Source organism: Vibrio sp. NH-7 (assembly GCF_053643215.1).
This window is the reverse complement of record NZ_CM132187.1, coordinates 1263602-1288010: the sequence shown is the minus strand read 5'-3', so window position 1 is coordinate 1288010 and position 24409 is coordinate 1263602. Positions and strand designations below refer to the sequence as shown.

Sequence of the window (24409 nt, the reverse complement as noted above, 5' to 3'; positions counted from 1 at the left end):
ACATTCTCCGTTTGTGACGTTTCGTCAAAAATATACATTTAAAAACCAGACTAAGCTGGTTTCTACACATCGTTAATGGTCATAGACCACTATCATTTTGTTTTTGTGTCTTTTTTGACGATTCGTCATCTATTGGCAATTTAAAAGCCCGCTAGGGCTTCTAAAATAAAGTGTTACCTTCCCACCGATTCCAAATACTCGATCTCTTGGGAGAACATTTCTCGTTCCACACGCTGCCAGGTTTTCCGGTAATCCCACTCGCTTGAAAGTGGCTTCCAGTTCAACCCATCCAACAACATATTCGCGTTATGCAATGCAGAGAATGGATCTTGAATACGCTTAATACAATGACTGTTTGAGGCATTTTGGTTTAGAGCATTGGAGCCAAAAGCAATGGACCAGTTCGCATAAACAATGGCATCAGAGCCTATGCCAGGCGAAAACTTCAAGTCCCCCTGCTCTACCGCGGTATTCACAAGCAAGTCGGCGTGGCCAATCACTTGTTCCTCCAGCTCGTTGAGCTCTTTGACTCGCTCAGGTGACGCTTTCTCAAGCACCCACGGGCTCTTGGCCATAATGGCACACGTTGAAAGAACTGGCTCCATGCGGGCGTAAATTCGATAACCTACGTGCATCGCCATCACTTTTTCACGTGTTGTTCCCTCAAAAGCTGCGGCTCTAGCAAACAAAATGGCTTCACTCTTGAGCGAATGAATACACAGTGCGATCACTGCATCTTCTTTGCTCGAAAAATGGTTGTAGATCGTTCCTTTCGAATAAGCACTCGCCGCGGTCAACTTGTCCATTGTCAAGTTACTCCAACCTTGCTCTTGCACTATCGACTTAGCGAGAAGCGTTAACTCAACCTCTCTGTCAGCGATTGCCTGTTGCTTCTTCGAAAGAGCGCCACCACCACCAGAACGTTCACTTTTGTCATTTTTACTACAGCTAAAGCCAAACATGATGTATCAATCCGTACTAATCCGTTACTCCTTAACCTAGTCATTGTAACACGATTACCATAAACGTGATAAACAGCAATTTATGACGATTCGTCATTTTTGACACATCGTCATAATAGTGCATTTATTGATCATTTCAAGTGCATTTATAAGAATGATTGATGACAACCCATTTAACGTATACAACTTAGATGGTAATTAAACCCAATTGAGAGGTGCGGCAGACAATGAAGATACACATATATTTGGCTCTTAGCGCGATTGGAGCAGTGCTCTCAACTTCCGTATACGCTTGGCAAGCCGAGCTTGTTGCGTCTGGCCTCAAGGTACCTTGGGGGATGAGCTCTATTGACGACAACCAATTGCTTGTCACACAACGCCACGGCGAAGTAGGTGTAGTCGACCTTGATGATGGCATCTATCGTACTGTCGCTACACCGACACAGGTGAGTGCTGTTGGTCAGGGAGGCTTGCTTGATGTTGCCAAGTCTCCTTTTGAAGACAATGCGTTCTATTTCACCTATTCAAAGCAAGTGGAAGATGCATACGAAACGGTATTAGCTTCCGCTCAATATCAACAAGGTGAACTGATTGGGTGGAAAGAGCTTCTCGTGACTCAGTCTGGATCTGATACGGGCAGGCATTTTGGTAGCCGAATCACCTTTGACGAACGCTACGTGTATATGTCTGTCGGCGATAGAGGCGTTCGCGACAACGGACAAAATCAGAAAACACACGCTGGCTCGATCCTGCGCCTGTTACCAAACGGGGTAGCCCCAGAAGACAACCCGTTTACCAAAGTAAACTCAGCGTTAAACGAGATATGGAGCTATGGTCACCGCAATCCTCAAGGACTGTTTTATGACCGCAGCACTCAACAGCTATGGTCTATAGAGCATGGTCCGCGCGGCGGAGATGAAATCAACTTGATTCTCAAAGGAGAAAACTATGGCTGGCCTGTTACCTCCCACGGCAAAGAGTATTGGGGGCCAATCTCGGTTGGTGAAGCCAAAACCCTACCGGGTATTCAAACACCGAAGAAAGTGTACGTGCCTTCTATCGCACCTAGCTCAATCATCCTTTACAGAGGGGATAAGTACCCATCCCTAAATGGCAAACTGGTATCTGGCGCATTGAAGCTCACCCACCTCAATGTCGTCACACTCGATGAGAAAGCAAATATTGTTGCTGAAGAGCGGCTACTAGAATCCTTAGGAGAACGAATACGAGATCTAGAAGTTACACCATCAGGAGAGATTCTGTTTAGCACTGACAGCGGGAATATCTACCGTCTCGTGGAGTAGGTAACAAACGAGTTATGCGTCAATACTCTTCCAGTTGACGCAGTTTCGTCCCTGCTCTTTGCTCAGGTATAGTGATTTATCGGCAGCGTTAAACAGTTGATCTTGCAATGCTTCGTAATCCGTTTCCGATGTCGGTTTGAAAGCCCGAACTCGAGCTCCTCCCGCAGACACCGTAATAACTCGGTGCGGATCATTGCCTCCATGTAGAATGGCTAAACCTTCAATTTCTAGCCTTAGCCGTTCTGTAAAGTAGTCCAGCTGAGACCCGGACGGGCGCGCGCAAAGAATCACAAATTCCTCTCCACCATAACGAAAAGCAAGATCGGTATCGCGCACTAACTCAGCAATTTTGCTTCCTACTTTCGCTAATGCATTGTCACCTTCTGTGTGCCCATACAAATCATTAAACGCTTTGAAGTTATCCACGTCGCAGACAATCATTCCAACGTAATAGTCTTTACTGAGGTGGCGTTTGATAAACGGTTGCACCATGCGAGTGTATTTATTACGAGATCCTAAGCCAGTAAGAGGGTCCGTGTCGGATTTCGTGCGCAATATGTTCAGCTGGTTTTCAATTTTAACCAACAACCCTTTATACGCTCTGGCAAGTTGGCCGATTTCATCGGACCGCTTGAGCTCCACCAGAGAATCAATCTCTTGATAGGCATTTTCCGAGTCCATGCTGCGAGCCAGATTTTTCATCGGTGACACAATCCAGTGCGTTACCCAACCTATCAACAGTAAAGAGATCAGTAACGCAACGCTGGCTTCCAGAACAAGTTCTTTGATCAAGTGAGTTCTGATTTTCGTCAAATTGCTCGCGTCGATAACCGCCCAAATGTAGCCACCATTTGCGTTAGTGAGCGGCACTTCGATGTGCAAAGCACACCGTTCTTGATCAAGATAATATCGTAACCCTTGATACTTTGGCTTATCCCAATCGAGCGTGATGGTTTCACTCAACTCCTGACTGCGGAGCAGTGAATCATATTCAGTCTTATTCCTTTTCAACAGGTAGTTGAGCTTCTTGACCGTCACCGGATTGCTGTTTGCTGAGTCCGCTAACCTCTGCTCAAGTATCTCTATTCGCCGAGCTACCGTTATCAGTTCTTGAGCTTCAACATCATTTCGCCAAAGCAAATCACGTTCCGCTAAATACCGGACATGGACATTTCGCTTAGAGTAGTCTGAGACGCCTTTAACTTCAAAAAACAGAATGTCCTCGATAGAACTTATCACCAGCTTGGTCGATGACATCGTGAGATTGGCATAGTTTACGCCAGCAACGGAGCCAGAGAAGAAGTTTACCTGCGTATCAAGCGAATGTTTTGCCAGCAACGCCGAATATCTGACTTGTCGATCCCATTCACTGGAATAGCGGGCGTAGCTCATGCCTAGCACAATCATCACCACCAATACCAAGTGAGAGACTATCAGCATTTGTTTAATGGTCATTTTAAGCAGCGGGGCACTAAATCTCATAAACAGCGTCACTCTGTATCAAGAGAAGTTGACGAAGCGCATGTCCCGTTGCGACAAATATCTTTGTAAGTCGTATGACAGCTTTGACAGTAACTTGGCTGGAGTGAAGGATGAGTGTGGCTAATATCCTCACCTTTTCGGTTGTAACTGCCGTAAATGGCCTCTCCACCTATGTGCTCGGTAACCCAAACAATACCTTGAACTTCTGAAATAGCGACCGCGGTTGGCCCGTCAGTATAGGGGCCATGATTCTGATATTGTTCAATTTTTTCAGGATTGACCCGAATCGTCAGGGGGGAGCCTTGCCCATTATTGATCCAGCTGTATGCTTTTACAGATTCTTGTAAAAACAGCGAAGCGTCGTCAGGAAGGACGGTATCTGCAGGAAGGTTCATCGACTCTTTGACTACAGGCCACTGAGACCAATTTTGAGGGTAACTCGCTAATGATTGGGATAACACGCAGGAGGACGCCAAAGACAGTATTGCCGACAGGCTCAACAGCAAAACTTTTTTCATACGCAATCCAACACCCTTTCGCGTAGCAAGAACAACCTTATAAACTGTGGCGTATTTTATGGGATTTACGAGTGAATTAACACTTATTTGAGTATTTTATCATCAAAGGAAATGTGAGAGCACAAAAAAACCAGCCGAATGGCTGGTCTTTTATAATTTGGAGCGACACACGAGGTTCGAACTCGTGACCTCAACCTTGGCAAGGTTGCGCTCTACCAACTGAGCTAGTGTCGCAATAATCTTTGTTAGATGGTGCCCCGGGCCGGACTTGAACCGGCACAGCGCGAACGCCGAGGGATTTTAAATCCCTTGTGTCTACCAATTCCACCACCAGGGCACACAAATCTAAATTTGTGAGGCCTTTACTGAAGTAAGTAAAACACCATCTAGATATCGAAGTTTGTTTCGCTATCCAATAATTTGGAGCGACACACGAGGTTCGAACTCGTGACCTCAACCTTGGCAAGGTTGCGCTCTACCAACTGAGCTAGTGTCGCAAATGGAGGCGCGTCCCGGAGTCGAACCGAGGTCCACGGATTTGCAATCCGCTGCATAGCCACTCTGCCAACACGCCTTCGATACTCCAATCAGCTCGCTTAATTGCTGCGTTCCTCTTGGGTACGGGATGCATTCTACGGATTCGAACTAATGAGTCAACACTATTTTTAATTTTTTGAATCGTTTGTCTAATTAACGTTCAAAAAGCGCCAAATTGCTCAATTTACTCGCGTTAATTCTTTGAATAACGGTAAGTTTCCTAGGATAAACGCTAAAACAGATACAAAAAAAACGGGCCTGAGCCCGTTTGTTTAAATCAGTGATGCTCCTCATTGAGCAAGTCATCTTTGGCGGCAAGTAAATACTGCCCCATCGACCAATAAGTGAGGATGGTCGCGATGTAAAGCGCAGCAAAGCCGACCCAAATCATCCAATCATCGTAGCGCCAAATTAACACCCACAAAGCAAACATCTGGCTGACGGTTTTTACCTTACCGACCCAAGAGACAGCAACACTCGCGCGTTTACCAATTTCCGCCATCCATTCTCGGAGCGCCGAAATAATAATTTCTCGAGCAATCATGGTGACGGCAGGAATGGTGACCCAAATCGAATGATAATGTTCCGTAATCAAAATAAGAGCGGTAGCGACAAGCACTTTATCTGCAACTGGGTCGATAAACGCACCGAATCGAGAGGTTTGCCCTAATTTTCTTGCTAGCATACCGTCTAACCAGTCGGTGAAACCTGCTACCCAGAAAACCATAGCAGCCGCAAACGGAGCCCAGCTATAAGGAAGATAAAAGACCACGACGAAGACTGGAATCAGAAAAAGTCGAAGCAAAGATAGAATATTAGGGATGTTTAAACGCATATTTATTAATGGCTCTTATCGTGTTGCGCTGTTTACTGCTTGAAAACAGGCCCTTATGGTGCGGGATTTTTCTTATTGTTTCAATGCTTGATAAATGTTTTCTGCCAAAGAGTGACTAATGCCAGGCACTTTGGCGATTTCTTCAACGCTTGCACGTTTAAGCTCTTGCAATCCGCCCATGTACTTCAAAAGCGACTGACGACGCTTAGGCCCCACGCCCTCTATACCTTCCAAAGCACTGGTTCTTCTCGCTTTACCGCGTTTCGCGCGATGGCCAGCGATGGCGTGATTGTGGCTCTCATCGCGAATGTGTTGCATCAAATGCAAAGCAGGCGCATCACTTGACAAGTTAAACTCATCACCATCCGTCGTAATCAAAGTTTCCAAACCTGGTTTGCGAGTCACACCTTTAGCAATACCAATGAGCTTTGGCCGCTTCGGCCAGTCAGACCAATATTGAGAAATGATGTCGTGAGCACGATTTAATTGCCCTTTACCACCATCGATAAAAACAATATCCGGAATTTTCTCAACGTCGAGTTGCTTGGAGTAGCGACGCTCTAACGCCTGCCCCATCGCCGCGTAGTCATCCCCACCAGTAATACCACTAATGTTGTAGCGACGATATTCTTGCTTGAGCGGTCCCTCATGATTGAACACCACACATGAAGCTATGGTGTTCTCTCCCATTGTGTGTGAGATATCGAAACACTCCATTCGCGAGATACCCTCCATCCCCAAGACTTCTCTCAGCTCTTTAAAACGTTGGGAAATGGTCATCTTATGGTTAATTTTGGTGGTAATCGCCGTCAACGCGTTCGTATTCGACAATTTAAGATATCGACCTCGCGTACCGCTTGGGTTGACATGAAAACGCACTTTTCGTCCGGCAATACTGGTCAACGCCTGCTGCAACGGTTCTGAGTCATCAAGAAGTCCACTGTTGAGTAGAATACGAGTTGGGATCGTTCTCGCTTCATTATGGCTCAAATAATATTGGCTCAAAAAGCTGTAGAACACTTCTTCACGATTGGTGTCATTTGGAATTTTGGGGAAATGGCTTCGACTACCAAGAATTTTACCTTGGCGAATCATCAATATATGAACACAGGCAATGCCATTTTCTTGGGCGAACCCAAGTACATCCATATCATCCATCGAGTCTTCAGAAACAAACTGTTGCTCTTGAACACGGCGGATAGCTTGGATTTGATCACGAAATTTCGCCGCATCTTCAAAACGAAGGGTCTTGCTCGCCTGTTCCATTTTCTCAATCAAGGTTTCAAGCACCTGTTGATCTTTGCCCTGCAAAAACAGTCGTACGAGCTCTACGAGCTCAGCGTACTGTTCATCACTGATGACTGAGCTGACACAAGGTGCGGCACAACGGCCAATTTGGTACATCAAACAAGGTCGGGTTCGATTGCTGTATACGGTGTCTTCGCATTGACGAACGGGGAAAATCTTTTGAATGAGGTGGAGTGTTTCTCTCACCGCACCCGAGTCTGGGTAGGGACCGAAGTATTCACCTTTGCGCTTCTTAGCCCCACGGTGCATAGATATTCTTGGGTGCTTATGACCACTAATGAATATGTAAGGGTAAGATTTATCGTCACGCAGCAATACATTGTACTTGGGCAAATACTGTTTGATGTAGTTGTGCTCAAGTATGAGCGCTTCGGTCTCAGTGTGGGTGACCGTGACATCAATCTTGTTAATATTGGCAACTAAAGCACGTGTTTTTTCACTGTCGACTTTTTTACGGAAATAACTAGAAAGGCGTTTTTTGAGGTCTTTCGCTTTGCCCACGTAAATAACGACAGCGTCGGCGTTATACATACGATAAACGCCGGGCTGATTCGTTACTGTTTTGAGGAACGAAACCGAGTCAAATGAAGAGGTCACTACAATGTCTCGGTGTCTAACATTCCATGACGGATGGCAAGATGGGTTAACTCTACATCACCGGAGATATCGAGCTTGTTAAACAGTCTGTAACGATAGCTGTTTACCGTTTTAGGGCTTAAATTCAGTTGCTCAGAAATGTCTGTCACTTTCTGCCCTTTGGTAATCATCATCATGATCTGCAATTCACGCTCAGATAGATCGGCAAAAGGATTTTCCGATGCTGGAGAAAATTGACTAAGAGCCATCTGTTGCGCGATTTCTGGTGAAATGTAGCGTTGACCACTGTTCACCACACGTATTGCATTGACCATTTCATCTGGCCCTGCGCCTTTTGTCAGGTATCCGGCAGCACCGGCCTGCATCACTTTAGTTGGAAACGGATTTTCCGTATGAACAGTTAAAACGATGATTTTGACATCTGGATTGAATCGCAGGATTTTTTTGGTTGCTTCTAAACCACCAATACCCGGCATATTCATGTCCATTAAAATGACATCTGCATGATTGCTACGACACCATTTTACCGCATCTTCACCGCTCTCAGCTTCCCCTGCTACGTTCATTCCACGGACGTCTTCAATAATACGTCGTATCCCTGTGCGAACCAGCTCGTGATCATCTACAAGGAAAACACTTATCAAACTTGTATCTCCACACTTTTTGTTCAGCTCTGCTACTTCTCACTATGAGAAAAGCAGGATGGTTGCATTCTAGCGCAAATTCGAGAATTTACGTATTCTGAATATGTGCCGAAACGCAAACTTTAGCAAGTACTTATTCTCATATCTGATGACTAAATCTTTATTTAGCTATTAATCAATAACTTGGCACTCAACTATGCCAAGTGTCTCAGCTGTTGGAACAATGCATGGTTATGCAATAATTCACATTGCTTATATGTTAACTTTCCACTATTTTTTCTTAGCTGAACTCATTGAGTTGCATAAAAACGAATTACTTCATTAGTGAACGATAACTTCATAAGGATATACTATGAAAAAGCTATTCGCAGTGGCAGCTTTGGCAACAACGCTTCCTCTTTCAAACATCGCAATGGCTGACTCAGACATCGGTTGTGGTCTAGGTACAATGATCTTTGACGGTCAATCAGGCAAAGTTTTTAAAGTCCTTGGTGCGACAACAAACGGCACCTCGGGTAACCAAACTTTTGGTATCACATTCGGTACACTGGGCTGTGACGGCTCTGGCACCATCAGTTCATCGCAAAAATTAGCGCTATTCATTGATGGCAATATGGACAACCTAGCGCGTGACATCGCGAAAGGCGAAGGTGAAACCCTAGCGACACTTTCTGAAGTGTGGGGCATTCAAGAGTCTGACAAAGCAGCATTCAACGAACTTGCACAAGAAAACTTTGCGTCAATCTTCCAATCTGAAAACGTAACGTCAGAAGAGGTTTTCGTAAACCTTAATGCGCTTGTTGCTAACAACGGTGCACTTGCAACTTACGCGATTTAATCTCGATCGATAAGTGTCTCCTATTAAGGTGCTCCTTTGTGAGCACCTTTCTTTCCTATTGTATTATTCCCTATTGTTCAATACGTTATAGAAACCACTCTCGTTTGGAAACTGTCTACAGGTAAGCAGTCGTCATGAAGTTAATCCATCTTAAGCACTCCTTCCTTATAGGAATTGGCGCACTAACCTCGGTTGTCAGTTTTGCGAACCCAGTTCCTGACATGGCCGATCTAGCTAACGACCCATACTGGTTGAAACTAGGACACTATTTACCCAACACGCTGACTGGACATACAAGCACGGTTGACTCAGAGGCATTCTTCTTTGCGAAAGACGGTAAGACATCCCCAGCCAACGAACTGCAAGCAACCTATGAGGCATTCTATAGACAGTCCAATGATGAAGCGAAGGTTGCGCAATGTCGTTTTCCCGCTCGTTATACCTGGCTCGAAGCTAAGCTTGGGCGTGAGGCTAAGTTAAACTGTGAGGAGTTAAATCGATGGCGTGATGTGTTGGCCCCAGAAGGTCTAACATTGGTATTCCCCACTGCATTTATGAACAACCCTTCTTCTATGTTTGGGCACACGCTACTTCGTGTGGACGCCAAAGACCAAACACGACATAAAGAGCTTGTTGCTTTTGCGATCAATTTTGCGGCCGAGCCAGACAGTGATGACAACGCTGCACTTTACGCCATTAAAGGTCTAATCGGCAGTTACCCAGGTAGGTATACGGTTATGCCCTACTACCGAAAAGTCCGTGAGTACAATGACATAGAGTCAAGGGACATTTGGGAATACAAACTCAAATTATCCCCGCTGGAAGTCGAGAGGGTGTTGCTGCACCTTTGGGAAATGCAAGACGCCGAGTTTGACTACTATTTTCTTGACGAAAACTGCTCGTATCAATTGCTGGCACTGTTAGAGCTTGCGCGAGATGATTTGTATTTGGTCAAAGATTTTCCTTTCAAGGCAATTCCATCGGATACCGTAGAGGCACTGGCGAATAACAACCTGCTAGAAGAGCCGAACTATCGCGAGGCATTCGGTACTCGGTTACTCCATCAAGCCAACGAGATCGAGCAGCAACTGTTTGATGCGGCTGAAAGAGCGAAACAAGGAAAGTTCCCGTCAAAAGATGAATACACTGACGCTGAGCGAGCTGCCATCCTCGAGTTTGCCTATGAGTGGCTAAACTTTGAGTTGTATGACTTAGGACTTGAAAGAGACCCGACCGCAAAACAGCTTACCGCGCTCCTTTACCAAAGAAGCCTCATAAAAGTTGATTCACCGTTTACGCCTGTACCAAAACCAAACGTTAGCCCAGAGAAAGGTCATGGCTCCGCTCGAATTGGTCTCAGTTATCAATACAGTGATTCTTACCTTAATCAAGGCTTGATTGAATGGCGGGCCGCCTATCATGACCTTCTCGATTCACCTGCGGGCTTTATCCCAGGCGCACAAATTAGCTTCCTTGACCTTCAAGCAAGCATCGATGGTCATTCACGCACTCAGATCGATAAGCTTTACATACTTGACGCAATGTCTCTCGCGCCCAGTAATCGTGTCTTCGACAGTTGGGCTTGGAACATCCGCACAGGCTTTGATCGTAAACCTCACCTAAATGACTCGTTGGGACGTTGGTTTGGGCAAGCTGGATTTGGCAAAGCTTGGGGAAATTCAGAGAAAGTCCACGTTTATAGCTTACTCTCAGGGGAACTGAGTGGCGGAGAACTCACTGACTATCAATCAACACTGGGAGTCGGTGTCGAAAGTGGCATCTTTTACCAACTGAACGACCAGCACAGACTTGGTCTAGAAGGGCAATACCTTTCTTTGTTTAACTCCAAAGCGAAGCAAAATGCCAACGCAACCGCGACTTGGCACTGGTCACTGAATCGTCACTTTGCGCTTCGCAGTCAGGTGAACTACCAACATTGGACAAGCGAAGAGCTCACCACTAGGTTGACTGGCTACTTCTATTACTGAGGTCTGTGATAATATGCGAGTTCGAGGCATCACAACGGTGTTTCGATTTCACTATGTAGTAGCGCAAGAATGACAGTTGAACAAGGTTTCCTTCTCACTCGACAAGCAAGAGATGTATCAGGCACAACTCAAATTGAACTTTGGGTAACCACTGATAACGGGCCAGCCCAGCTTATAATCACAGATGAGCAACCCGTGTTCTTCATCCCTCAAGCTGAATGCAACAAAGCGCAGCAGGTCGCAGATTCTCTGAACCTATCGGTCACGTTCAAATCGTTAGCACTCAAAGACTTTGAGCAAACTGACCTGTCGGCATGTTACTGCAATACCATCAAAGACTCTAAAGCTCTTTGCCAACGATTAAAAGATCACGACGTTTTAGTGCTTGAGGACGACATCCGCCTCGCAGATCGCTACCTCATGGAACGGTTTGTAAAAGGGAGCCTTGAGTTTACTGGCTCAATTGCTCAGAAATCCGGCTACAAACGCGTCACTCAAACCAAAATTCGCCAAGGTAGTTACCTTCCCCAATTGAAGGTTGTCTCTTTGGATATTGAATGTTCTGAGAAAGGAATTCTTTACTCTGTCGGTTTAGATAGCCCTATGGATAGCCGAGTAATAATGGTTGGCGCACCACAACCTTGCGACACGCCCGTCGAATGGGTCAACGATGAACGCGCGCTACTGCACGCTTTAGTAAGTTGGTTTGAACGCTTTGATCCAGATGTCATTATCGGTTGGAACGTTATCGACTTCGACTTCCGCTTACTGCATAAACGAGCTGAGTGGAACCAAGTCAAACTAACGCTAGGTCGAGCAAAACAATCCAGTTTTTTCCGCTCGTCAAATACCACTCAGCAAGGCTTTATTTCGATTCCAGGCCGGGTGGTATTAGATGGTATTGACACTCTCAAGACAGCAACCTATCACTTTCGAAGTTGGTCTTTAGAATCGGTTTCCCAAGAGCTGCTCGGTGAAGGAAAAGAGATTCATAACGTCCATGATCGTATGGACGAAATCAACCAGATGTTTCGCAACGACAAACCGTCACTGGCAAAATACAACCTGCAAGATTGCGTTCTGGTTAATAAAATCTTTGCTCGTACACACCTGCTTGAGTTTGCCATAGAGCGCTCAAGGTTAACCGGCGTTGAGCTCGATCGTGTCGGTGGCTCAGTTGCGGCATTCACCAACCTCTATCTTCCTCAGATACATCGAGCAGGCTATGTCGCGCCCAATCTTCATTCAGAAAACTGGATCGCAAGCCCTGGTGGTTATGTGATGGACTCGATTCCAAATCTCTATGATTCAGTACTGGTATTGGACTTTAAAAGCCTCTACCCGTCGATCATTCGGTCATTTCTCATCGACCCTATGGGCTTGATTGAAGGCCTTCGCTTAGAGATCGGCAATCAAATGGATCAAGCTGTGCCGGGTTTTCGCGGCGGTCAGTTCCACAGGAGTAAACACTTTTTGCCTAAGATGATCGAAGACTTGTGGGCAGCCCGCGATATTGCCAAGCAGAATAACGAAAAGGCGTTCTCTCAAGCGATAAAAATCATCATGAACTCCTTCTATGGCGTGCTTGGTTCGTCGGGGTGCCGTTTCTTTGATACCCGTTTAGCCTCAAGCATTACCATGCGCGGTCACGAGATCATGAAGCAGACCAAAAAGTTGATTGAAGAGCAAGGCTATCAGGTTATTTATGGCGACACCGATTCGACGTTTGTGTCTCTTAACAGCGCCTATTCGCAACAAGACGCCGACCAAATTGGCCTAGCATTGGTGGATCACATCAATAGGTGGTGGACTGAACATCTAAAAGAGCAATACAACTTAACGTCTATTCTTGAATTGGAATATGAGACCCACTATCGCCGCTTTTTAATGCCAACCATTCGAGGCCAAGAAACAGGCTCCAAAAAACGCTATGCTGGTTTGATTGGCGAGGGTGATAACGAACGCATCGTATTCAAAGGGCTTGAAAGTGCTCGTACTGACTGGACCCCTCTCGCGCAGAGGTTTCAGTCAACGCTCTACTCAATGGTGTTCCATGGAGAAAACCCAAGCGAATACGTGCGTGAAATGGTTGAAAAGACCATGGCAGGTGATTTTGATGCGGAGTTAATCTATCAAAAGCGCCTACGCCGTAAACTGCACGAATATCAAAAGAATGTGCCCCCTCAAGTAAGGGCAGCAAGAATGGCTGACGAGATAAATACTCAACTCGGTAGACCGTTACAGTACCAAAACAAGGGGCGAATCGAATATCTGATCACGCTCTCAGGCCCCGAACCCAAGGAGTATGTCAAAAGTGCGATTGACTACCAGCACTACATCGATAAACAGCTCAAACCTGTCGCGGATGCGATCTTGCCGTTTATCGGACTGGACTTTACATCGCTAAGTGAACCTCAAATGGGGCTATTTTAAGACGAACTCAATGAGCTTCTCGAGCGACAGGGATTTTGCATAATACCAGCCTTGAATAGACGTCCCTTTCTGTTTGGGAATATGGGAAAGTTGTTCGTCGGTCTCCACGCCTTCAACAATCACATCCAAGTCAAGCAATTGAGCGGTAGACATAATACTGGAAAAAACTTTCTGCCCTTTGTCACTGCTCAATGCTAAGACAAAAGAACGATCAACTTTGAGCACATCCACTTCAAACTTGTTTAAATAGCTCAGGGAAGAATACCCAGTACCAAAGTCATCAATATGAATTTTAGTTCCCAGTATATGGAGCCGATTAAAGGCAAGCGCCAATACCTGCTCATCTGCCAGCAAGGTCTCTTCGGTAATTTCAATGTGAATGAAACGCGCATAAGGCTCTATCGTTTTCTCTAACTCAGTCAGATATTCTTCATCAGTGAGCACATCAGCCGTCACGTTGACACTTACCGCGATGTATAGTCCTTTCGCTTGCATATCGGCAAGATCACGCACAACTTGTTTACATACCCATAAATCGACATCTTTCATGAGATTAGCTTTTTCTAGCCATGGTAAAAAGGTGTTCGGATACTGCATATGCCCTTTCGTATCCACAGAACGAATCAAGGCTTCGCAACCAATCACTTTTCCAGTCAATGAACAAACTTGCGGTTGATACTCTAAACAAAAGTCTCTTTGGCTAATTTGCTCTAGTGCTTGTTCCACTTGTATGGTGGCCTTTTCACGGTTTACCGCCTGTGCAATTGGATCATCCATCAGGGTTTTGGCCTCTTCTTGTCTGCGCGTATACGAAGTATCAAATGCGGACAGGCGAATACTTGCTTTCTCCTGATGACTGCTCAACGAGTTAACTGCTGGGTAGTAGATGAGAACGCCAACCGCGATGTTGACCAACTGAAGCATCACTGCGCTAAAGTCACCGTCAGTGGCCATCCATGCGTTGAGCAAGATGGGACTATTGAACGGCACCGACACGGAGGGCGAATCCACCAAGCCAAATGAGACTGCGACCATTCCCGTCATTACATTCACGATGGGCGCTATCAAGAAAGGCAAAAATAGTCTCGGATTAAAGATAATAGGCAGACCAAAGAGTAGAATCTCGTTGATATTCAGTATTCCTATCGGGATGCTAGCAAGCGCGATCAGCCTTAAACTTCGCTGCTTGGCAAATAACAGAAGTGCAATGACCAGAGAAAAGGTAGCGCCACTACCGCCGATAAAAACAAACGCGCCCATGAAGGACAGGTTCATGTGATACTGGGCAGCACCACCCGCTAACGTTGTGGAGTAGTTTAAGTTGCTGGCTTCTTGTAATAGTTCCACCAATGGCAATAGTGCGTAGTACCCATGTACGCCCATAAACCAGAGTGTTGAGTTCAAAGCAGCGAAGGTCACACCAAATAGCGTGGGTTCATTGGAATAGTCGACGGAAAGCAAAGACAAAAATTCAACATTCACCAACGCGGTAACAACACCATAGTTAACCGCCAATACAATGAAAGCCGTAATCAATGCAGGCAGCACGAAATTCAGCGACTCTTTGACTATTTGTCCTGCGGAGTCGGTTTTAGTCAACTTCAACGCGTCAAACTTGAGTAAATACGCAAGCAAGGGAATGGCATACAAGGGCATCGTAATCGCCATGATGATATGGAATGTCAGCACCGTATTCTCAGCTGGCAAAAGGTTACTGACCGTCACTAGAAACGTCATCATCAACAACGCGATGGGAGGGCGAGGCAATTTCCACTGCATCGCTAGAACATAGGAAATGGTAGAGGTCATTAAATAAGGGAAAAAGGTCGCAATCGCGGAATGAGCTTGATAAAAAAGCTCGATCCAAGGGTATCTATGCCCCGCAATAAACTCACCAATACTGGCAAAGAATAGAGCAAACGAGGAGATCATAAGGCATGGAATCAGCCACAACATCCCCTCTCGTATCGCTTGTAAGGAAGGGACAATATAACGTCGAATGTGGCTTGAAGTAATCACCTTAGAAAGTTGATGATTTTTCGCATGGTCCTGCACTGGTATCTAACCTCTCGGTGGAACCCTCTCCTTTAATAAAGCTAGCACAATTAGTAACAGACATATCAAAAAATGAGTGTATTCGGAGGTTTAACCAATTTTAAATTCGGTTTTTTTATACTGTTTCACCAGCCAATCACCGAAGCTATCCAAGATCCCAATAACAGAGCGTTTGGCAATGAGGCGGCCTGACAGCAAGATACCAAGACGCTCAATTTCTACCTGTTTTTCGGGGAAGTAACGTAAGAATTGTTGGCCACATTCTAACGGATCATCAAACCAATTTTTATCACGATACATCACCACTGAGTAACTCGCACGAAGCAGTTTTTTGGCGATAATTTTTTGTGATTTTATCAAGTCTTCCGTTTTATCTGCTCGTGCTATTCGATTGCGATAAACCGCTACCCAATCTTCCACGTCCATATTCCAATGCTTGGCGATTTCCCAGCTTGGCTCGTAATCACCAAAACACTCCGCTAGGTTCTCACCGTGAACGCAAACTGCGCAATGTCGCAACTGAAAGCCCCAAGAGAAAATACTGTCTAAGCTGACTACGTCGCTAACCAATGCGGTTTTAAAATTCACCTCAGTGATAAATGGATAACTCTTCTGAAAACGCCACTTGATGGTATTAAACAGAGCCGCCTTAGAGTCATTAAATGATTTGTGAGTCACCACAATCACATCGAGATTAGACGAGCCGGGTTTCGCAGTGCGCCTAGCGACACTGCCATACAAATAAATGCTATGCAGATTGTCTTCCAACCCGCTTGTCAAAAAGCCAATCAGCTCTTTAACCGCCGGTCGGTATGGCGTTTGAAATGGTTGGTCGGAATCGATAGTTGACAGATACATAACGTAAAGGAGCTTATTCTTGGTAATCCTACAATGTTCGCTTAGAGAAGGTTGTGAATCAAGATATTCCTTCTACCTCTTGCTAAGTATATAATGCTCGAATTCAACACCATACAAAGGAAAACGTTCATGCCTAAGGCAAGTGAGCTTAAAAAAGGTTTTGCTATTGAATCTAATGGTAAAACACTGTTAATCAAAGATATCGAAGTAACAACGCCTGGTGGTCGCGGCGGCGCAAAAATCTACAAGCTGCGTTGCACAGACCTAAACACAGGAGCTCGTGTTGATGAGCGCTTCAAGTCTGATGACGTTGTTGAAACGGTAGATATGTTTAAGCGTGCGGCAGCATTCTCTTACGTTGATGGCGACGAGTACATCTTCATGGATAACGAAGATTACACTCAGTTCACATTCAAAAAAGACGAAATCGAAGACGAGCTGCTGTTCATCACTGAAGAGATCCAAGGTTTGCATATCATTTTGGTAAACGGAAATTCGGTAGGCATTGAACTTCCAGCAACCGTTGAGCTAACCATCGAAGAGACAGACCCATCGATCAAAGGTGCTTCAGCGTCTGCACGCACTAAGCCAGCGCGTCTTCCTACTGGTCTAACAGTACAAGTACCAGAGTACATCGCGACAGGTGATCGTATCATCGTGAACACTGCTGAACGTAAATACATGAGCCGCGCGTAGTGATGACCGATTTGATCTCTTACGATGATGCCATCGACACGGCCTACGACATCTTCTTGGAAATGGCACCAGACAACCTAGAGGCGGCGGACGTCATTATCTTCACCGCACAATTTGAAGAGCGCGGCGCTGCTGAACTGGTTGAGACAGGTGATGATTGGTCTGGCCATGTTGGCTTTGATGTGGACAAAGAGGTCTATGCAGAAGTCAGAGTTGGACTGGTTAACGAGGAAAACGACGTCCTTGATGACGTATTTGCTCGACTGCTGGTAAGCCGAGACCCAGACCACAAGTTTTGCCACATTCTGTGGAAAAGAGACTAGCTAAATAGAAAAACACCCAAGTAAATAGACTTGGGTGTTTTATCTGCCATTGTCTGCTTTAGAAAATGGCGAATGAGTCAACGCTTAGCCAATTTAGCTGTCATTACTCATCAATTGAAATGTTTTCTACACGTGCTTTTAGCTTTTGACCCGGACGGAAGGTAACTACGCGTCTAGCACTGATAGGAATGTCTTCCCCTGTTTTAGGGTTTCGACCTGGACGTTCATTTTTATCTCGAAGATCGAAGTTGCCAAAACCAGATAGTTTAACCTGCTCGCCACCTTCTAGTGCCTTACGCACCTCTTCGAAAAACGCCTCAACCGTTTCCTTGGCATCCCGTTTACTGAATCCATGCTTCTCAAACAGGTTCTCAGCCAAATCGGCCTTTGTGAGCGCCATAAAACTTTCCTCAAAGCTGTGTTAAACCTCGTCACCCAAGGGCGACACCATCACTTTCGTCAAGCCAATCAACAACATATCGGCCTCACTTTGGAAAGTGTATGCCAAGCTTATGATTTTCGCCAACTTTTTTATGAAATGTTGATCATTTGAGACAAAAAACGCTTCAAAGTCGCAAACTTAGCGCAAATCAAAACAGACGTTAATGCCAAAAAACGCCATAAAAACACTACTCATCAAAACAACAAACCAAATTGATATAACCGTCAATATAAAACGCTAAAAACCAAAAGATTGCTGTTACATGCTAGTTTATTGATTATTAAATCAATACGTTAAGTCATCTTGTCCTATATTTCAGTGTCAGCGCCACCCGAAAGAAAAAGTTCACTTAAACCACAACAGTCGATCGACACGTTGGATAAACGATGATTTCTCCCGCTGAAAACGCAAACTCGCTACAACTTTCGTTGCAAGATACTGATAGATGTGTTTATTTGCTATAAAATAATTTGCGTATCATTCACAACAAATCAATAATGATGTCAAATTATAACAACAGAACCAAACTTCGTGATGGCTAGTTACGATCATACAAATTCGGTTTGTCTCTCAGCGTCTGAAACCTACTCCGATGTCTTTTATCGCATCCAAAGTCAATTTGGCGATTCCGCGAATCAGCTGTTTTCTCAATGTCTCAAATCCCGGCTCGAACAGTTTCACGAGCGATTCCCCGAAAAGCGCGACGATAATATTTCAAGCAAAATAAATTCTTCTGAGTTCAACGTTAGCTCGCGCACGCCCCTAACCTTTTGGCCTTCAGATTGGTGTTACTATGAATCCTTACTGCTCGCGCACTTTTCGCACTGGGCTGAAGCATGGACGCACTTTCAAATTTGGTCGCTAGAGCAAAAATACACAGCACTACAAACTCGACGTATAAATCTAAACCATTGGCAAGCACTGCCGGAAAACGAAGCAGAGTATGACGATGGCCTTGTCAACGATATCGACCAAAACCAGAAATTGTTTTTCACGCTTCACTCTCCTTTCGCTATGGTCCTAAAAGATGCAGTGGCGATGATCAATCTGTCGACTTTGGTTTTAGAACTTCAATGGTATGAGCTGCTCGAACATATCGAACTGTCTAAGTCTGGTACACACTTCTTACTCACCTATTCAGATCCACAGCTTGAGCATCCACTGCTCGTCTCAACCGCAAGAGTGAACTTTGCCGTCGGGATGCAAGACTGGCTCTACTTCTCCTCTTTTTTCCAAAGCAAACATTGGCGAAGCATCAGCCACACACAGCAACTTACAACACTGATACAAAAGGGGCTGCTCTCTGCGGAAGCATTGCTTCAAGAGCCACGGAGTCAACAAGAGTTTGATAAATTAGTCTGGGAGCACCTAGTTTGCCCTGAAAGATCTTGTGAAGTGATTCGGCTAACCGTGAGCGGAACCAAATTACAAAAAATGTATTACTTGTACCTTTCGCAAAAGCGTTTGATGAAACAGTTGTACGAACAACAAATGATGCTGTCGTTCGTGGTAGTCGAACAACCTTTGATGATCAAGTACTATGAAAGCTTATCTTTGGGATCTTATTGCCAATTTGGGTCATGCACGTTAGTGGGATCAGATAATCCAACGTATAAAGGGGCTTGGGTTGTTCCTCAAATGCACCACGCTTTAACATCCTCAGATTATCGCCGCTACAAGCAACAAACTTTACAACAAATAAAAAAGACACGTCATAATGAGCTCAACCATGCTTAGTACTTTTGCTGCGAACACTTTTTACCCCAAAGCCATCGTTCTGATTCTTACCGCAGTACTCGTTTTTGTGTGGGCGGGCTACTTCTGTTTATCTTTACACAAGCGTTTTGGCGGTAAGAGTGTTAAATCATACAGCTACTACATAAGCTACACGCTAGGACTATCAATATGGATATTGAGTAACGCCTACTTCCATACCGGGTACTTGGTCGATTTTGGTGAAAGCACTGCCGTATGGATGGCAATAGTGGCAAACTTATCTGCTTTGGTCGCATTTGCATCCGCTTATCAGTTCACCGTAAAGCTCAAACATCATTACACTCGCAGTAAGCCTTGGGACATTCAACGAGCGCTCGCACTCATCACATTTGTGTTATGCCTATCTTGGAACCTTATCCCAGATCTAACCATTCGCGGCGTCACTATCGTCGCACCCAGTCAATTTATCATTGATTTTGGTGACTACACCAAGCCCTTCTTCCTAGGCTTAACAACCTTGGTAGTACTCACGTTTATTAATCTATTCTCGATTCGCGGTAGTGCGAAGAGAATACGTCGAACCAGAATCAACTATATGTTGCTGGGGATGACTATTTTCATGTGTTCTACCGCCATCATTCAGCTAGGGTTCACCTATTTTTTCCAAGATTTCTCGTTAACTTGGCTACCACCAGCTCTATCTGTTAGTGAGATGCTCTTTATGGGTTACGCCATCTTGGCGTCTCGCTTTTACAGCTTCCGTCATATTTGTACTGTCTCGATTGCTGCCATCCTTGCAGGTCTTATCTACACCTTGACACTGTTATTGGTTAGTAACTCAATCGAACTCACAACCACATCTCTTCTATTGAGCACGATTGTCATCGGGGCTACTTGGCCATATCTGTACAAAAGAACCAAGGTCATTGCCAATTTCTTGATGTATGGCTCGACACTCTCACCCGCTGACAAAATCGTGCGTCTCGAAGATATGTTTCAGCAGTCTCCTTCTCAAGCTGTTTCACACCTTGCGCGATATCTAGGTGTCCCGAATGACAAGCTAAAACTGCTCGATGACTACCAAGGGGCAAACACCTACAGGCAATATTTTGAAAGCCACACCGATCCTTTGGTAATTGATGAACTCGAAGATGAACTGGAGCAAACCAAAACGAAAGAGTTGTCTGAACTTCATAGCCAAATGAACGAGACTGATTATGCTCTAGTCCTACCGCTATACGAGTCGAAAAACAAGCTTTCTCATGTGCTCGTCTCAAGCCATAAACCAGATGGACACAACTTCTCTTATGAGGAGTTGGTCGCGTTGTCTCGCGTATTGAAAAAAGCTCAAGTCCATATCAACTACGATCAGCGTTTGCGACAAGCCCAAGCATTAGCTAACTCAATCGCTCACGAGATGAGAAACCCTTTGGCTCAAGTGCAGTTAGAGTTTGAATGCTTGAATGAAAAACTGTTGGCTCATGCAACCACTAAAGAGCTGTACCATCACGTGGAACAAGGTCGCTCAGCAATCGCGCGTGGTCGCCAGTTAATCGACATCATTTTAAGAGAGGTGAACAACTCGTCTCTTGACCAAGAGCCTGTCGAACCTACATCCATCCGCACAGCAATCAACAACGCAGTTTCACTGTATGGGTTCGATAGCAACGAGGACGCCAAGAAAGTAAAGATAACCGCCGAACATGACTTTATTGCCAAGATAAATGAAACCTTGTTTAACTTTGTAATGTTCAACATATTAAGAAATGCGGTTTACTATTTTGACTCCTACCCTTCAAGCTGTATCGAGATCCGAACTGACGTCAATGACTATGAAAATAGCATAATAATTAAAGACTTAGGCCCAGGAATCCCCGAAGATCTGCTCAGTCGAATCTTTGATGATTTTTTCAGTCACAACAAGAGCGGTGGTAGCGGGCTTGGTTTAGGCTATTGTCAACGTGTAATGAAGTCGTTTGGAGGTTCTATTCGGTGCCGTTCCGAGTATGGGCGTTATACGGAGTTTACGCTGTCATTTCCGATCAGTAACATCTCAATCGCACCGGAAGAAACTCCACTGCCTCCGCGAGTTGCGACTTCAGCCACAATTCAAGCGAAGCCTCTTAGTGTCGCCAGTAAGCCTCAATTAATCCTTGTGGTTGACGATAAAGAAGTCCAACGAGCGTTGGTAAAACTTTATTTGGAACAACTTGGCTACCGTGTGGTACTCGCTAACAATGGAAAAGTGGCGATCGAAATCATCCACAATAACCCAATTGACCTAATCTTTATGGATATACAGATGCCAGTAATGGATGGATTCGAAGCAGCGGGCATCATCAAACAATCCTACCCTGCTATACCGATCATTGCTCTCTCCGGTGAATCAGGTGAACAAGACATATTACGCATGAGTCAGCTCATGGATGGTCGTCTCTCTAAACCGACAACAAAAAATGCCTTGGAACGAATTTTAATCGGAACGTTTGAGACGAAAGAGCCTGCATAGTAACGCCACACACTGATTTTCTCATTTTGAAACGTCAATTCTCAGAATGACTCATCGCTACGATTTTTGAGGCAACATCCCCCTATTTTTGACGTTTTTTATGGCACCAATCATGCATCTTTCCACTACATCACTCAAAGCGGCAAAGTCTCGACTTTGCTGGTAGCTGTAAGGGGCTGGTTATGGAAGTTCATCGTCACACATATTACCGACTTATCCATCATGGGATTAAAAGTCTTCTAGTCGACCGATTGGGTCACTTTACAGAAATGGAATATCACGAATATCTAAACCTGATGACGGGTAAATCTAGTTGCTTTGCGATGAGCGACGAAGAGTTAGAATCAACCGTCGATAACTTACGTAATGAAGGTTATCTAGAAGACTGGAAGCGCCAAATTCACACTTAACCATTTACAATGCGTTTGCTTTATCGATTCTTAGATATACACATCGCGAGATTATTTCGCTCATAGGCGTGGTTCTGGCGACAACGCGGCAAGTTTTGTTACAATCTACCTCATTCTCCTTGTAAAGGATTTCCAGCGGCTCACTAGCCGCTGTTTTGTTTGTTGTGGATGTTACTTATGAATTCAGAAAATTGCGCCCCAAGAGGCCAACTTTTATTGCGCACTTTAGCCATGCCTGCCGATACCAACGCTAATGGGGATATTTTTGGCGGATGGATTATGTCTCAACTTGACTTGGCTGGCGGTATCTTAGCGAAAGAGATTTCAGCAGGTCGTATCGTTACCGTATCCGTATCGAGTATCACGTTTAAAAAACCGGTAAAAGTAGGCGACGTGGTATGTTGCTACGGTGAATGTACCAAAATTGGCCGGACGTCAATGTCAATCAATTTGGAAGTCTGGGTAAAACCCGTAACTGAAGATGGCATACAATCTCGCTATCAAGTTTGTGAAGCCACCTTTAATTACGTGGCAATTGATGGTAACGGTAAACCACGTCCTATTGTCACCGCTTAATGTTTGATTTCACAAAAATATTGTCGTAACTACTTTTAAATGAATCGAATTTAAGTAAAGTGTTAGCCTATCTGCCCAATACCAAATAAGGATATCTCGTCATGTGGTACGTTATATTTTCTCAAGATGTGGAAAACTCTCTAGAAAAACGACTCAGCGTTCGCCCTGCTCATCTAGAAAGACTCCAAGCATTACAAGACCAAGGCCGTTTATTGACAGCTGGGCCAATGCCTGCTGTTGATTCAGAGAACCCAGCGGAAGCAGGTTTTACTGGTTCAACCGTTATTGCAGAGTTTGACTCTCTCGCCGAGGCTCAATCTTGGGCAGATGCCGACCCGTATGTTGCAGCTGGAGTTTACGAGAAAGTCATCGTCAAACCCTTTAAGAAAGTGTTCTAACCATGACGAATTCCATCAAAAACACTCTATTGCTCGCTGTTTTGGCCGCGATGTTTGGATGTTCGTCTAATGCGCAACAACAACGAAATTTGGAGTTGTTGGCAGACAACCGTGCTCAACTTCTTTCTTCTGAGCTACCACTTGAAGTTGGCCCTCTCTCTGTAATGCGCGCGTCAGCAAGTGGTACAACGATTGAATTGATGATGGTATACAACCAAGATCAAGCCGGTGCAAAACCAACTTCAGCGGTTTTAAAGCACAGCATCAATACATATTGCACTAATCCATCGATTCGAGGAAACCTCAACGCTGGATTAACCTACCGGATAAAAATACGCAATACCCGCGGTCAACTGATGGCTGACGAGTTAGTGTCTGCACAAACCTGTGAAAGCAACTAATTCAATTCAAAGCTCTGCAATCGTGGGGCTTTGAATAACTAGAACAAAGCATCCTGCCTAAAATACCCCAAGACTTTTCGTCATTAGCCCCCTTTGTTAATTTTTTGTGAATGTTCGAGTCGCGTATTTAGTGAATTATTCGACATTTTAACCACTTAACAATCTCAAGTGATTCTTAGCTCCAACCTATCGCTTTCGATAAAGAGAATAATGCTAAAAAACAGTGTTCCTGCGTTGACGGGATCGATTTGAGCTTCTAACTTTTCATATTAGTGTCACAACCACGGAGGATCACAAAATGAAACGTGCAAGCAACTCATATCGACTTCAACTGATTAAAGAGGTCGCAACTCGGAGAGAGCGGCTTAGTTGCGGTGATCCAATGGCCAGTTATATCCAATCCCTTATCGATGCTCGACCAGAAGCTGACAATACCATCGATAAAAACCACCGTTTTTCTGGTAATCACTTTGACGAAACAGCTGGTGGTTGGGTAAGCGATCGCTGGGGTATGAAATAACCGTGAGTAACATTAAGTGAAGAGGCGTGAAACGACTTTTAATGCGTCTCTTTTATTGA

General features: G+C 44.8%; 22 protein-coding genes and 4 tRNA genes. 13 read left to right on the top strand and 13 right to left on the bottom strand.

The annotated features are described in order from the left end of the window. Positions 1-173: 173 nt before the first annotated feature. Entirely contained in the window at positions 174-962 is a 789-nt protein-coding gene (locus tag ACUALS_RS06110) for a TetR/AcrR family transcriptional regulator (protein WP_454449094.1), read from the bottom strand. Between the two features lie 227 nt (positions 963-1189). Here ACUALS_RS06110 and ACUALS_RS06105 point away from each other — a divergent pair, with 227 nt between their 5' ends. Beyond that, positions 1190-2266 (top strand): PQQ-dependent sugar dehydrogenase, encoded by a 1077-nt coding sequence (locus ACUALS_RS06105; RefSeq protein ID WP_454449093.1) that lies wholly within the window; start codon positions 1190-1192, stop codon positions 2264-2266. Between the two features lie 12 nt (positions 2267-2278). On the opposite strand, the gene ACUALS_RS06100 is transcribed toward ACUALS_RS06105, so the two are convergent. From ACUALS_RS06100 to uvrY, 9 genes are all read right to left on the bottom strand, one after another. Continuing rightward, positions 2279-3748 (bottom strand): sensor domain-containing diguanylate cyclase, encoded by a 1470-nt coding sequence (locus ACUALS_RS06100; RefSeq protein WP_454449092.1) that lies wholly within the window; start codon positions 3746-3748, stop codon positions 2279-2281. An 8-nt stretch (positions 3749-3756) separates the two neighbouring features. Beyond that, entirely contained in the window at positions 3757-4266 is a 510-nt protein-coding gene (locus tag ACUALS_RS06095) for a hypothetical protein (protein WP_005470624.1), read from the bottom strand. Between the two features lie 158 nt (positions 4267-4424). Further along, a tRNA-Gly gene (locus tag ACUALS_RS06090) sits at positions 4425-4500 on the bottom strand. Positions 4501-4516: 16 nt separating this feature from the next. Continuing rightward, positions 4517-4603 (bottom strand) — tRNA-Leu (locus tag ACUALS_RS06085). An 84-nt stretch (positions 4604-4687) separates the two neighbouring features. Next, positions 4688-4763: transfer RNA gene (locus tag ACUALS_RS06080), tRNA-Gly, on the bottom strand. 3 nt (positions 4764-4766) lie between these two features. Next, a tRNA-Cys gene (locus ACUALS_RS06075) sits at positions 4767-4840 on the bottom strand. A 240-nt stretch (positions 4841-5080) separates the two neighbouring features. Further along, positions 5081-5638: a CDP-diacylglycerol--glycerol-3-phosphate 3-phosphatidyltransferase gene (pgsA, locus tag ACUALS_RS06070; protein WP_038138539.1), complete on the bottom strand. Its 558-nt coding sequence runs from the start codon at positions 5636-5638 to the stop codon at positions 5081-5083. 72 nt (positions 5639-5710) lie between these two features. Then, positions 5711-7543, bottom strand: a complete 1833-nt coding sequence (gene uvrC / locus ACUALS_RS06065) for an excinuclease ABC subunit UvrC (RefSeq protein WP_454449091.1) — start codon at positions 7541-7543, stop codon at positions 5711-5713. Continuing rightward, the gene (gene uvrY, locus ACUALS_RS06060; protein ID WP_038138544.1) at positions 7543-8187 is read right to left on the bottom strand and encodes a UvrY/SirA/GacA family response regulator transcription factor; all 645 of its coding nucleotides are present in this window, start codon (positions 8185-8187) and stop codon (positions 7543-7545) included. Before uvrY ends, uvrC begins: the two co-directional genes overlap by 1 nt. Before the next feature lie 352 nt (positions 8188-8539). Here uvrY and ACUALS_RS06055 point away from each other — a divergent pair, with 352 nt between their 5' ends. The 3 genes from ACUALS_RS06055 to ACUALS_RS06045 all read left to right on the top strand — a co-directional run bounded on the left by ACUALS_RS06055 (position 8540) and on the right by ACUALS_RS06045 (position 13446). Then, entirely contained in the window at positions 8540-9025 is a 486-nt protein-coding gene (locus ACUALS_RS06055; protein WP_454449090.1) for a DUF3015 domain-containing protein, read from the top strand. Positions 9026-9159: 134 nt separating this feature from the next. Next, positions 9160-11013, top strand: coding sequence for an Lnb N-terminal periplasmic domain-containing protein (locus ACUALS_RS06050; protein ID WP_454449089.1), 1854 nt, complete (start codon positions 9160-9162; stop codon positions 11011-11013). A gap of 69 nt (positions 11014-11082) precedes the next feature. Next, positions 11083-13446 carry a DNA polymerase II gene (locus ACUALS_RS06045; protein WP_454449088.1) on the top strand — a complete coding sequence of 788 codons (2364 nt, stop codon included), beginning with the start codon at positions 11083-11085 and terminating at the stop codon, positions 13444-13446. On the opposite strand, the gene ACUALS_RS06040 is transcribed toward ACUALS_RS06045, so the two are convergent. Next, positions 13438-15501: a PTS sugar transporter subunit IIC/EAL domain-containing protein gene (locus ACUALS_RS06040; RefSeq protein ID WP_043887543.1), complete on the bottom strand. Its 2064-nt coding sequence runs from the start codon at positions 15499-15501 to the stop codon at positions 13438-13440. The two genes, ACUALS_RS06045 and ACUALS_RS06040, sit on opposite strands and share 9 nt — an antisense overlap. Before the next feature lie 90 nt (positions 15502-15591). Then, positions 15592-16359, bottom strand: coding sequence for a nucleotidyltransferase domain-containing protein (locus ACUALS_RS06035; protein ID WP_005476892.1), 768 nt, complete (start codon positions 16357-16359; stop codon positions 15592-15594). A gap of 129 nt (positions 16360-16488) precedes the next feature. Here ACUALS_RS06035 and yeiP point away from each other — a divergent pair, with 129 nt between their 5' ends. Together yeiP and ACUALS_RS06025 are read left to right on the top strand one after the other, a co-directional pair. Continuing rightward, positions 16489-17055 carry an elongation factor P-like protein YeiP gene (gene yeiP, locus ACUALS_RS06030; RefSeq protein WP_322413891.1) on the top strand — a complete coding sequence of 189 codons (567 nt, stop codon included), beginning with the start codon at positions 16489-16491 and terminating at the stop codon, positions 17053-17055. A 2-nt stretch (positions 17056-17057) separates the two neighbouring features. Continuing rightward, entirely contained in the window at positions 17058-17378 is a 321-nt protein-coding gene (locus ACUALS_RS06025; RefSeq protein WP_038138556.1) for an HI1450 family dsDNA-mimic protein, read from the top strand. Between the two features lie 103 nt (positions 17379-17481). On the opposite strand, the gene ihfA is transcribed toward ACUALS_RS06025, so the two are convergent. Beyond that, complete coding sequence (gene ihfA, locus ACUALS_RS06020; RefSeq protein WP_005476979.1) at positions 17482-17778, bottom strand: integration host factor subunit alpha; 297 nt, start codon at positions 17776-17778, stop codon at positions 17482-17484. 576 nt (positions 17779-18354) lie between these two features. Between ihfA and ACUALS_RS06015 the strand changes: the two genes are divergently transcribed. From ACUALS_RS06015 to ACUALS_RS05985, 7 genes are all read left to right on the top strand, one after another. Next, complete coding sequence (locus ACUALS_RS06015) at positions 18355-19557, top strand: acyl-homoserine-lactone synthase (RefSeq protein WP_005476971.1); 1203 nt, start codon at positions 18355-18357, stop codon at positions 19555-19557. Beyond that, positions 19550-22045 (top strand): response regulator, encoded by a 2496-nt coding sequence (locus tag ACUALS_RS06010; RefSeq protein ID WP_454449087.1) that lies wholly within the window; start codon positions 19550-19552, stop codon positions 22043-22045. The genes ACUALS_RS06015 and ACUALS_RS06010 overlap by 8 nt, the downstream gene beginning before the upstream one ends. Before the next feature lie 182 nt (positions 22046-22227). Continuing rightward, positions 22228-22455, top strand: coding sequence for a hypothetical protein (locus tag ACUALS_RS06005; protein WP_038138563.1), 228 nt, complete (start codon positions 22228-22230; stop codon positions 22453-22455). 177 nt (positions 22456-22632) lie between these two features. Continuing rightward, complete coding sequence (yciA, locus tag ACUALS_RS06000) at positions 22633-23031, top strand: acyl-CoA thioester hydrolase YciA (RefSeq protein ID WP_038138566.1); 399 nt, start codon at positions 22633-22635, stop codon at positions 23029-23031. Positions 23032-23132: 101 nt separating this feature from the next. Beyond that, positions 23133-23429: a YciI family protein gene (locus ACUALS_RS05995; RefSeq protein ID WP_038189306.1), complete on the top strand. Its 297-nt coding sequence runs from the start codon at positions 23133-23135 to the stop codon at positions 23427-23429. A 2-nt stretch (positions 23430-23431) separates the two neighbouring features. Further along, positions 23432-23830 carry a GspS/AspS pilotin family protein gene (locus ACUALS_RS05990; RefSeq protein ID WP_454449086.1) on the top strand — a complete coding sequence of 133 codons (399 nt, stop codon included), beginning with the start codon at positions 23432-23434 and terminating at the stop codon, positions 23828-23830. A 298-nt stretch (positions 23831-24128) separates the two neighbouring features. Next, positions 24129-24350 carry a hypothetical protein gene (locus ACUALS_RS05985; protein WP_454449085.1) on the top strand — a complete coding sequence of 74 codons (222 nt, stop codon included), beginning with the start codon at positions 24129-24131 and terminating at the stop codon, positions 24348-24350. The last annotated feature ends 59 nt before the right edge of the window (positions 24351-24409 follow it).